We start from the raw sequence: 11221 nt of genomic DNA, 5'->3' as shown, positions 1-11221 counted from the left end.
CGCTGCTTGAACGTGAACATGTCGTTGAAACGGTGCGTGAAGTCCGATCCGACAAAGACGTTGTTGTTATTGGACAGCGGCACGTACGGACCTTCAAGGTTGCGCGAAACCGGAACGTCCGCCGGCCGCGTGGTATTGAAGGGATTGACGGTCAAGCCGAGAGTGGGCCGATAGTCCTGATTGTAATACTCCACGTCCGCCACGAAGGTCGTATCCTCGTCCGGATGCCAGGCGACGCTCGGATTGACATGCACGCGTTCGGCGCGGCTGAAATCGACAAATCCGCCGGTGTTCAAATAGCCGCCCGAGAACCGATAGAAGAGAGATTTATCTGCGTTCAATGAATCGGCCATATCCCATTCGGTGAAATAGTCGTTGTACTTGCCGAAGCGCTGCTGGACCATGTGGATACGATCGACGACCGGGCGCTTCGTTATAAGATTGATCAATCCGCCAGGATCGCTGCGTCCGTAGAGCATCGCATCAGGCCCTTTCATCACCTCGATTCTCTCAATGTTCGACGTGCCGAAGTCGGTAAAGTTGGTCGGCGACACCGCCAATAATCCGTTTCGGAAGATTCGCGGCGTCTGGAAGCCACGAATGCGGGTGAAGGAGGCGTTGCCGCCTTGCGTCTGCGCTGATTGCACGCCGCTGACGTTTTCGAGTGCGCCTTTGATGTCGGTGACGCTCTGATCCTGGATCACTTCCCCTGGAACGACCTTCACCGAAGCGGGAAGCTGGATCATTGGAATGGCCATCTTCGTCGCGGTGGACGTGGTCTTGACGACGTAGCTATCCTGCCGGCGGGGAATCCCCAGCAGCGGCTGAGGCGCAGACTGCGACGGCGACGGCTGCGAAACGGCGCCTTGTGGGGCGCCCGTCGAGGCGCCCCTCGAAAGCTGTGTGCGCTGGGGCTTTCCGGTCGTGCGGGATCCGATATCGATCGTGGGCAGACTTTGTTGCGCGTCGGCCGTAGTCGACCAGCACATGATGGCGACTGCGCCGGCAGAGACGCCGCGCAACAGAGTGTTGATGGACATAAGAATCCCCTTATGCGGGGCGAACCGCATTTCTGAATTGATCTGAGAGTGGCGCAGCCCGCCTTGGAAAGGCGATCAGGTCAGGAAAACACAGGAGGGGCGCGCGACGACCAACTACTGGCCCACCCCAGGAGGGAAGGAAAGAATCCGTGACCGGCGCAATAAGCCACGGACCCGTGGGCCGCACGAACGAAACAATATCCGGCGATGTAAATGCCTGAGATGAGAAAAGTTAAATGGTCTCGCCCCGCCGCGGTACAGGATACGCAACATTGGGCGTGCCCACGGCGCGGATGCGCCGGGCCTTCGTCGCTTGCCTGCGCCTTGCAGTTTACAGCATCTGTCGACGACATCAGGCTGCTTCCGACCGCCTGATACTCGCGAGATTCGAGCGCATCGCGCGGACTGACCGTCAGCAAGAGGGCGATCGCGGCAATCTGCAGACACGCAGTTAGAAGACGGAAGGGGAAAAATCTCGCGAAGGATCTAAGATCCGTCCAGTAGGAAAAGATCTTCGATGCACGAAGGGCGACGCGGGCGCCGAGCTGAATCGAAAAGCCGAGAACCGCCTCGCGCGGGTCGGTTTTTCTGAATTCGGCAAGCGGCTGATTGCGACGCATGACATTTGATACGCCAGGTCACCTTGCAACAACCTGTCAATAGACTTGATGCTGGCAATTACCGCCGGTTGTGACATTTTAGCCACGGCCGGGCTTCCGGAGCAAGATCATAACCACTGCGGCGAGCAGGATCAGAAACAGTCGAATCTCAACCTTGAGCATCGCCAGACTCTGCAGAGCAAGTGGATTGGCGGCAGCAATTGGTGTCGCGCGCGGAGAAACGGCCAAAATCGCTGCCGTCTTCCATGCGCTCTCTCATCGTAGAGCGGTTCTCGCGCGGGCCGTAGACTGAAGGCGCTCAGCGCTACAGGAGCGTACCTGATGAAGATCTTGCTGATTGAGGATGAGAAAGAGATGTCGCGTCTGGTGGCGTCGCTAATCGCTCACTCTGGTTTCAAAATCGACGTCGTCACGACAATCGCCGATGCGTTCCATGCAATTCGCGAAGGAGCATATGACTTACTTCTCTTGGACAGAAGATTGCCCGATGGCGACGGGGCGTCCATCTTGAAGGCGGCCAGACGCCTGCATCCCGGCATTCGAGTCATCATGTTGACTGCGTTGGATGCGTTGAGCGACAAAATATCCGGGCTAAACGCCGGGGCCGATGATTATTTGACCAAGCCTTTTCAGGGAGAAGAGCTCATTGCGCGCATCCGCGCCTGTTTGCGGCGCCCGGGCGGCGAGACCCGCCCGCCTATCGTTGTCGGCGCCCTGTCTTATGATCTGCAGACGGACGACGTAACGATCGATGGCTCGATAATTCATTTGTCTCGTCGAGAAATAATGCTGCTGAGAACACTCGTGCAAAGAGTTAGCAGGGTGACGTCACGAGAATCGTTGCTCATGGAGATTTATGGAAGCGAAGACGACGTGCGTGATACGGCCCTTGAAACGATCGTTTCGCGACTTCGCCGGAGATTGTCGGAGCTCGACGCTCACGTGGAAATTCACACCGTGCGCGGGAGAGGCTACTTGCTCGCGGAGAAAGGTTTATGAAATCGCTGCCTCTCGCGCCTCGCGTTGTCGGGTATCTTATAATCGCTCAGTTGTTTGCCTTTTTTTGTGGTTGGATCCTTTCGACCGCGCTATCGATGACGGGAATTGGCGTTTTTCCTTCGTCATGGGATTCGCTGGCGATTTCACGTGCGCAGCGGCAGGCGATCGCATCACTCGCCGCGGACGGAGATGGAGCTGTCCGCATTACGCCGACGCAAGAACTTCTTTCCGAGATTCGTCGGGCGCCGCACATGCGCATCGCCGTGTTTGACAAATTCAAGCAAGCGCTGCCCGGATCAGACCGGGCGCTGGTTTCAATTCTGACGCCCGTTGTCGGCATCAGTCCAACACATGTTCATTTTGCGCTTCCTGAGGATGACAGTTTTGCGCCCGAAGGCTTCATGGCGCCGATGAGGACGCAATTTGGACAGCTTCATGTCGCGGTACATGGGCAAAAATTTCTGTGGTACGATCTGATCGACGCTTGGGCGTTCGATATCAAACTGCTTGCCGCCTATTTTGCAATGGCCGTCGTGCTTTCGACCGCGACCGCGTGGTTTGCTGTACGAAACGGGCTTTTGCCGCTTCGTCAGATTGCTCATGAAGCGTCGCTCATCGATATGGACACTCTAGGGAATCGGCTGACCTTGGACGTCGTGCCAACTGAGGCGATGCCACTCGTTGGAGCGATCAATCAAGCGCTCGATCGACTTGATGTTGGAACGAGAAGACAACGCCTTTTCACGGCGAATGCCGCCCATGAACTGCGCACGCCAGTCGCGGTGCTTGCGGCGCGCCTCGATGCGCCCCGCGAACCGAATTTCGAATTCCAACTCAGGCGGGATGTTTGGCGCATTTCCCACATCGTTCACCAGCTACTCGCCGAAGCGCGTGCGGAGGAGCAGACATTGCCTCTTGATGAGCTTGTCGATGTCGCCGCCTGTGTGCGGGCAATGGTTGACGACGCAGCATTGCTCGCAATTCGGGATAGCCGTGAAATCGAATACCTTGGTCCCTCAGGCGTTGTCTTGGTTCGCGGCAACAAGGGCGCGATCGAAGCGGTTATCGCGAACCTTATAGACAACGCTCTTCGTGCTGAGCCCCCAGGCGGCTCGGTGGCGATTAGAATTGATGAACATGCGACGATCGAGGTGATCGATCACGGCGTAGGCATCGCCGAAGGCGATCGGCAAACAATTTTTGAGCCGTTCTGGCGCAAGAGCGAAGGCGCATCAGGCGCCGGGCTTGGCTTAGCAATCGCGAAGGAACTCGTTACCAAGCTGAAAGGAAAGATATGGGTTGATGACACCCCTGGCGGCGGCGCGACGTTCAAGATATCGCTTCCGCGTGTCGTTGTATGAGGCGAGTTCGCGCGCAGCCATCGGCAAAACAAGCGGTCTACGGCCGCATCTATTTATGCGTGCAAGGGAAACGAGACCTTGAACGTCGCGCCGCCGCCGGGCGTGTCCTCGACCCATATGCGGCCGCCATGCGCATCGACGATTTCCTTGGCGATGGCGAGGCCAAGACCGCTGCCGGGATTGGCTTCGTTCTTGCGCCAAAAAGGTTCGAAGATCATTTCGCGGTCGTCGGCGGCGATTCCTTCGCCATGATCGATGATCGCGATCACTCCGCCCTCATCCAGTCGAACAGCGACCGACGCCTTGGCCGGCTCGGCGTGCAGGGCGTTGTCGATAAGGTTCGTTAAGACGCAATCAACGGCGCGCCGATTGCCGCGAGTGACGACGGGTCCGGAGTATTCGAGGTCGACAAATTGGTCTCGGTCGATCGCGAGAGGCAACAAGTCCGAGACGACCTGCCGGGCGGCGTCGGATAGATCCACGCGTTGATCAAGCGGCGCCTGACCCTCGGTCAGTCTCGCAGCAACCAGCATTTCTTCGACGATCGAGCGCAGCTGGCTCGCATCGCCCAGCAATTCGCTTTTGAGAGGCGAAGCTTTCGCATTCTCCAGTCGCGCGCGCATGATCGCGAGCGGCGTGCGCAATTCATGCGCGGCGTTGGCGGTGAAACGGCGCTGACGCGCCGCCCAGGCGTCAAGCCGCTTGAGCGCTTCGTTCACCGCTTCGACGAAAGGCGCCACTTCGACCGGAACATCGTCGGAAAGCAATCGTTTGCTCAAGGAGTTCATGTCGATCCGCGCCACTTCGGCGGCGGCGCTGCGCAGGGCGTCAAGCCATGCCGGACCGCGAGCCATGCCGTCGCTCCTGAGAGCAGCGCCGCCGCGACGAGATAGGCGGCCAAATTCCAGAGATCCTCGCGCATCGAAAGGAAAATGTCCTCCCACCGGAATTTTGCCCGATAGCTCGCGATCTGAAACCGGCCATAGGGAGTCCGATACGGACCCATGAAACCCCGCGTCGGCGTATCCGGATCGCCTGGCAACACGAAATGTGCATGCGTTGGGCTCACTTCGATAATATTCATTATCCTGGCGACGAGTTCCGGCGAGGAGCCGGCGACGGGCGTCTTCGTCCTAAAGTCGAAGGCCGCGAATTTGAATCCGGGAAATCGCCTGACCTCGGAGTCAAGTTGGGTGGTAGGAACAATATGGACATCGCCGGTCTCGTCGAGCTTGAGCGAATCAATCACGAGATTGGCGGCGCGGTAGGCCGCGAGTTCGTCCCATGACTGGGTGAATCTCTCGACGCCGGCAAGGCCGAGCGCGAGCGTGATCGCCCAGGCAAGAACGAAGGCGAAAATCTGCGCCAACACGAGATAGCCGACCGTGCGGCGCGCGAGCGACGACCCCCGCGTCACGCCTCCGCCTCGCTCTCCTTGGCTTCTCTCAAGATATAGCCGAGCGACCGTGCGGAATAGATTTCGACCCCCGCATCGAGCGCCGCGAGTCGCGCGCGCACACGGGAGACAACCGACGTCAAGGCGTGATCCTGAACCTCTTCTCCATATCCATAGAGTTCGGCGTTCAGCGTTTCACGCGAGACGACGCAATTGGCGCGCCTGACGAGAGCTTCAAGCAATATGAGCTCGCGACGCGAGAAGAGGACCGGCTCGCCGGCGACGGCGACCGCGCGTCGAACAAGATCGAAAGACATCGCGCCGATGATGACCGGGGGCGTCGCGCCCCCGTCTCGCTTTCTCAGATTCGCGCGAATGCGCGCAATCATTTCGTCGAGATTGAACGGCTTCGTCAGATAATCGTCGGCGCCGGCCTCAAGTCCTTAAATTCTGTCGTCGACGGCGTCGAGCGCGGTGAGCATGAGGATTCGTATTTCAGGCTGCCTTTTGCGGATGCGCGGAACCAGAGAGATTCCATCTCCGTCGGGCAATCGACGATCAAGCAAAGCGAGCGCATAGGCGCAACGATCGAGCGCATGAATGGCGCCCTCAATCGTATCGACCTGATCGACGCCATAGCCCGCGCGTTCGATTCTCGCCGCGACCTGACGCGCGAGGCTCGCTTGATCTTCAACCAGTAGAATTCGCATGGGCGCCGCTCCCCGCTTGCTTCGCAGGCCGACCGCGCCGGCGTTGGCCCCGCCCCGATCGCCGCGCTATTTCATAATCGAGCAAACGCAACTGGCAAGCGCGAGAGCCTGCCCGTTCACCGCCTTTGTGGCGCCCCGGCAACAGTCCCGGCTTTTTGCGCGCCGTTTCCGCTTTGCGAGGTTCCCGCGACCTTTCGTCTTTAACTCTATCGTCGAGCGCTCCACGAACGGTAGAGCGACATCGGTGGGAATAAGCCCTGGTCCAATCTTGGGGCTAAGGCGTGGAGCAGGGCGATGATCGGTTCGCGGGGAGAAAGCTGTTGGCGGAGGGCCTTGACGCGCCCGCTCGCCGCCGGCCTCTTCGCGCTCATTCTACTCGTGCAGAGCATCGCCGCACTCGGCGTCTCGCATATGCATCGAGGTCCCGCCGGCGTCGAAGCGGGATTCGCCTCCTCGGCCGCCGATAGGCCCTGCGCCGCGGATAGCCTCTCCGGAGAGTCCGGACGACACGACAGAGATGGCCGTCCGCCGTGTTGCGTCTTCTGTCTGGCCTCCGTTCTTGGCGGACTGCCGATCTCCGATGCGGCCGGGGAAGGCGTCGCCGCCATCCCGCTTCCGAAGGCGCCGGATTCCTTCGGCGCGCTATCCTATGACATCCCTCACAAACCGCCGACCGGCTGGGCGACCTCCTGGTCATCGCAAGCGCCGCCGACTTTCTCCTGATCGATCCCGGCCGGTCCCGGCCGCCGCTTTTGCGTCCCACTCGATCACGTCGGCGTCGACGCCGCGTCAGGAGACTCCACAATGTTCCGCAACCTACTCGCGCGCGGCGTTTCCGCTGGCGCATTGACCCTCGCGCTCACCTCGCTCGCCGTCGCGCAGCAGACCTTGCCGACGATCGACGTCGGCGGCGCCCAGCCCCGGGGTGCAGCGGCGCGTAGCGCGCCGTCAGGTCGGGGCGGGGCCGCTGCTCGACAGGCCTCGCCGGCGCCGGTTGGCGGCCCCTCCATCGCGTCCCGCTTCGGCAGCGAGCCGAAGACGCCGACGCAAGGCTATGTCGTTCGCGAGTCGACGACCGCGACCAAGGTCGACATCCCGATTCGAGAATTGCCTGTTTCCATTCAGGTAATTCCCAAGCAGGTTTTGAAAGATCAAAACATCCCGCAGGTTCAAGACTCACTCGAAAACGTGTCGGGCGTGACGTCGAACAGCAATGACGACGCCGGCTACAATTTCAATATTCGCGGCTTTCAAAGTTTCAACATTTATCGAAACAATCTTCGCACTGAGGCGTTTGTTTTCGATACGGCGAACATCGAGCGAATCGAGGTCTTGAAAGGACCTGCGTCAGTACTCTACGGCCGCGCGGAGCCCGGCGGCCTGATCAATCTTATTACCAAAGAACCCCTGGGCCAGCCGCGCTACGTTATCGAGCAGCAGGTCGGCAACTACAACTGGTACCGCACGCAGTGGGATATTTCCGCGCCGGTCGAGCAAGCGGAGGGGCTTGCGTATCGCGTTACAGGCGCCTACCAGAACTGGGGCTCGTTCCGCAACTTTCGAAATGGTTCGGAAAAATTCTTCATCGCGCCGGTCGTGAGCTACCGGCCGACAGAGTGGACGGACTTCACCGCCGACGCACAGTTTCAGACGCAAAGCACCCGTGCGGAAGTCGGTTTGCCCCCGATCGGCCCCAATCTGCCGAATATCCCGCTCAATGTTTCGCTCAATGAACCCAATGAGCCGAAAGTCCGAAGCAATCAACTCTATGTCGGCTATCGCTTCCGCCAGAATCTGAACGAAGACTGGAAGGTAACGAATCGGTTTCTCTTCTCGCAGTTGAGATCGCCCGCAAACCCCGTACTGACGGCCGCTTGCCAACCGTTTTTCTGCATCGATACGACGACGTTCCAATTTCAGAGACAGGCCGCGGCTCAGTCGATCGACGCATACTCGTTCTCGACCAATATCGACATAGACGGCAAATTCCACGCGCTTGGCGGAGATCACATCTTCCTGATGGGTCTCGACTATTACAGCGGGAATTTCAACTACTACGCTGGGACGTCGTACGACGGCTTCTCGCCCCCGAACGTTCCGTTCAACCTCGTTCCGCTCAATCCTTTCGAGCCCGTCTATGGGCTCGTGCCGCCATTCTTCTATCAGGCGGGAATCGCCGGCTCGGGTTACAAATTTCATTCGTCGAATGTCGCACGACAAAAAGGTTTTTATGTTCAGGACTATGTGACTTATTTCGATCGCCTGCATCTGTTGGCGGGCGTCAGATATGACGTCGCCGATCAGACGATCGGAAGCGCGTTCACCTGCTGCTCCGGCGATCTGGCCTTCGACTTCAGCGCCACGAAGGATGAGGCGATACGAAACCGTCTGGACGCGCCGACAGCGATAGACAAAGCGTGGACCCCTAGAGCAGGCATTGTTTTCGACATTCTTCCTCAGTTGAACGTCTACGGCAGCTACTCCAGGTCCTTTGGGCTGAACAATGGCCTGGGCACGAACCGCGAGCCGTCGCCACCGCAACGCGGCCAGCAGTGGGAAGTTGGCCTGAAGGCCGAGCCGCTGCCGGGACTGACCGCGACGCTCGCCTTTTATCAGATCACGCGCTCAGGCGTGCCGGTGCCTACGCTCTCCTCGGGATTTGGCCTTTCTGTCGTATCGGGCCTGCAACGCAGCCGCGGCGTCGAGCTCGACGTCATTGGCGCCATCACTGACCGACTGGCTATCATCGCAAACTATTCGCATATCGACGCCAAAGTGATTTCCGACGATGTCGTCAATCTGCTCAACCCGTTCGGGCTGTTGGATCCGGCGATTTACGGTCCGCGGAGCGGTCTGCTCGGCAACCATCGCGATAACGTGCCGCGCCATTTGGGCAAAGTGTTCCTCACATATGACTTTGGCGAGAACGGCCTTGGTTTTCGCGTCGGCGGAGGCGTGACCGGCGCCTCGCACGCGTGGGGCGACATTCAGAACACCTTTATACTTCCCGGCTGGGCGCGATTCGACGCCTTTGGAAGCTATACGACGCTGCTTGACGGTCACAAGTTGACCGCACAGCTCAATCTCAAGAACATCAATAATGCCCGCTATTTCACCGGGCCGGACAACTTCTTCAACAACTTCACGCAGCCGTTCAGCGCCTTCCCCGCGAAGCCCTTCACTGTGGTGGGTTCGCTGCGATTCGAGTGGTGATGTAGCGAACGAGCTTCTCTGTCCGCGCGGGACGGAGAAGCTCTCGCGTAACCGGGTAGTACGCCATGACACGCGCCTTCTTCGTCTGGCTTCATCGTTGGGCCGGCCTTGCGATGGCCGGGTTCCTCATCGTGGTCGGGCTGACGGGAAGCCTGCTCGCCTTCTATGGCGAACTGAATCATCTGCTGACGCCGGAACTCTATCCGGCGGCGCGCGACGGCGCGGCGCTCGACGCGGCGACGCTGGCGCGACGCGCCGAAGAGATTGTTCCTGGCGCACAGACGACCACCGTCTATTTCGGCTATGACGCGCCCGTCGCCGAAATCGGTATGGAGGCGGCGGCCGGCGCGCCGACGCTTAATTTCAGCACCCTCTATCTTGACCGCTATTCGGGCGCGGAACTCGGCCGGATGTTCTGGGGTGCCGTGCCGACGAGTCGCGCTGGGATCATGCCCTTCGTCTATCAGTTGCACATGACGCTGGTCGCGGGCGAGATCGGAGCCTGGATACTCGGACTGACCGCGCTGGCATGGACGCTCGATTCCTTCGTCGGCTTTTATCTGACGCTCCCCGCGCCGAGCGAAAGGTCGCGCAAAGGTTTTTTCTCGCGCTGGAAGCCGGCATGGCTTGTGAAGCTCTCCGGCTCCTTCTACCGCGTCAATTTCGATCTGCATCGCGCAAGCGGCCTGTGGCTGTGGGCGATGCTTTTCATATATGCCTGGTCGAGCGTCTACATGAATTTGAACGGCTTCTATTCGCGCGCGATGTCGTTGCTCTTCGAGTTTCAGACGCCATACTACCGGGTCGAGGCGCAGACGTCAGACGTCGAACCGATGTCGTGGGAAAAAGCCCAGGAAACCGGTCGCGCGCTGATGGCCGAGGCGGCGCGCAAGGATGGCTTCAGCGTCGAGCGAGAGGTGTCGCTTTATGCCGTCCGCGATAAAAGCGCCTGGGAATATCGGGTGCGCTCGTCGCGCGACATCGGCGACAAATACGGTCAGACATCGGTCTGGTTCGACATAGCGACCGGCGAATTGCGCCAAGTGAGTCTCCCAACCGGGGGACACGCCGGCAATACGATCACGACATGGATATACGAACTGCACAAAGCAAATCTCTTCGGTCTTCCTTACCGCATCTTCGTCTGCGCTCTCGGCCTCGTGATCGTGATGCTTTCCGGAACCGGCGTTTACATCTGGTGGAAGAAACGTTCGGCGCGGCTTGCGCATGTGCGACGGACGGAGCCGCGGCCGGCGCCGGCGGAGCGAACGCCCGCGTGATTTTGATGCGGAAGTGTTGTTGATTGCGATGGAGCGACAAATGGATTTCGATTGCGCAACGAGGGGAAGTCTTGTCCAGAATCTACGCCGCGCGCTGCCGCTGTCGGCCCATCCGCGGCCGGCGCTGATCGGCTTTCTTCGCGAACGCGGGGTCGTCACGCGCGGCGCGCCGCGGCTCGTCGTCTTCGATATTTTCGACGCCGGCGCGGCGGGCGGGCTGATGTGCCGCTTCGCCATCGCTGAGGATAGCGAGGCCGCAAGCTTCATCGCGCCGCTGGCGCAAGTCGCGCTCCAGCGCAGACATCCCGCCGCCCGTTTGCGCGTCGGGCGGCAGCGACAACCGCCGCCTGGCGCCCCATGAGGGCGACGCTCGTCGCTTTGCTTTTCCTATGCGTCGGCGCCGCGCAGGCGCGCGCCGAAGAAGTGCGGGAGGACGCGCGCAAGGACAGCGTGCAGAGCGACGGCAAGCGGCGCGGGGACTGTCCTGAATTTCGTGTTTGGCTTGGGCACAATGGGAAGGAAGGAGTTGTCCCATGGCCCGACGCAAAGAACCGAAGATACCTGACGCGATTTTGGACCAGCTTTTAGGCGGCGCTGATCCA

At 59.9% G+C, this 11221-nt stretch carries 12 protein-coding genes; 6 read left to right on the top strand and 6 right to left on the bottom strand.

The window, feature by feature from the left end; genetic code table 11:
• Positions 1 to 1040 (bottom strand): TonB-dependent siderophore receptor (locus QZ964_RS16645; RefSeq protein ID WP_292532884.1); only part of this gene is annotated, 1040 nt, incomplete at its 3' end.
• 80 nt (positions 1041 to 1120) lie between these two features.
• Entirely contained in the window at positions 1121 to 1660 is a 540-nt protein-coding gene (locus tag QZ964_RS16640) for a hypothetical protein (RefSeq protein WP_292532882.1), read from the bottom strand.
• Between the two features lie 321 nt (positions 1661 to 1981).
• Here QZ964_RS16640 and QZ964_RS16635 point away from each other — a divergent pair, with 321 nt between their 5' ends.
• Positions 1982 to 2659 (top strand): response regulator transcription factor, encoded by a 678-nt coding sequence (locus tag QZ964_RS16635; protein WP_292532880.1) that lies wholly within the window; start codon positions 1982 to 1984, stop codon positions 2657 to 2659.
• On the top strand, positions 2656 to 4020 hold the full coding sequence (locus QZ964_RS16630) for a HAMP domain-containing sensor histidine kinase (RefSeq protein WP_292532879.1): 1365 nt from the start codon (positions 2656 to 2658) through the stop codon (positions 4018 to 4020). Before QZ964_RS16635 ends, QZ964_RS16630 begins: the two co-directional genes overlap by 4 nt.
• Positions 4021 to 4073: 53 nt before the next feature.
• On the opposite strand, the gene QZ964_RS21605 is transcribed toward QZ964_RS16630, so the two are convergent.
• From QZ964_RS21605 to QZ964_RS21590, 4 genes are all read right to left on the bottom strand, one after another.
• Positions 4074 to 4874: a sensor histidine kinase gene (locus tag QZ964_RS21605; protein ID WP_367119290.1), complete on the bottom strand. Its 801-nt coding sequence runs from the start codon at positions 4872 to 4874 to the stop codon at positions 4074 to 4076.
• Complete coding sequence (locus tag QZ964_RS21600) at positions 4805 to 5437, bottom strand: hypothetical protein (RefSeq protein WP_367119289.1); 633 nt, start codon at positions 5435 to 5437, stop codon at positions 4805 to 4807. The genes QZ964_RS21605 and QZ964_RS21600 overlap by 70 nt, the downstream gene beginning before the upstream one ends.
• Positions 5434 to 5733, bottom strand: a complete 300-nt coding sequence (locus tag QZ964_RS21595; protein ID WP_367119288.1) for a winged helix-turn-helix domain-containing protein — start codon at positions 5731 to 5733, stop codon at positions 5434 to 5436. Before QZ964_RS21595 ends, QZ964_RS21600 begins: the two co-directional genes overlap by 4 nt.
• A gap of 126 nt (positions 5734 to 5859) precedes the next feature.
• Complete coding sequence (locus QZ964_RS21590; protein ID WP_367119287.1) at positions 5860 to 6126, bottom strand: response regulator transcription factor; 267 nt, start codon at positions 6124 to 6126, stop codon at positions 5860 to 5862.
• Between the two features lie 333 nt (positions 6127 to 6459).
• Here QZ964_RS21590 and QZ964_RS16615 point away from each other — a divergent pair, with 333 nt between their 5' ends.
• From QZ964_RS16615 to QZ964_RS16600, 4 genes are all read left to right on the top strand, one after another.
• On the top strand, positions 6460 to 6849 hold the full coding sequence (locus QZ964_RS16615; RefSeq protein WP_292532877.1) for a hypothetical protein: 390 nt from the start codon (positions 6460 to 6462) through the stop codon (positions 6847 to 6849).
• An 81-nt stretch (positions 6850 to 6930) separates the two neighbouring features.
• Positions 6931 to 9339 (top strand): TonB-dependent siderophore receptor, encoded by a 2409-nt coding sequence (locus tag QZ964_RS16610; RefSeq protein ID WP_292532876.1) that lies wholly within the window; start codon positions 6931 to 6933, stop codon positions 9337 to 9339.
• 65 nt (positions 9340 to 9404) lie between these two features.
• Positions 9405 to 10619, top strand: a complete 1215-nt coding sequence (locus tag QZ964_RS16605; protein WP_292532875.1) for a PepSY domain-containing protein — start codon at positions 9405 to 9407, stop codon at positions 10617 to 10619.
• Positions 10620 to 10659: 40 nt separating this feature from the next.
• The gene (locus QZ964_RS16600) at positions 10660 to 10980 is read left to right on the top strand and encodes a hypothetical protein (RefSeq protein ID WP_292532874.1); all 321 of its coding nucleotides are present in this window, start codon (positions 10660 to 10662) and stop codon (positions 10978 to 10980) included.
• The last annotated feature ends 241 nt before the right edge of the window (positions 10981 to 11221 follow it).

It is taken from the genome of Methylocystis sp. (assembly GCF_021731785.1).
Lineage (GTDB): Bacteria > Pseudomonadota > Alphaproteobacteria > Rhizobiales > Beijerinckiaceae > Methylocystis.
Note: the sequence above shows the minus strand (reverse complement) of the source record. Positions and strands in the feature narration are given on the sequence as shown.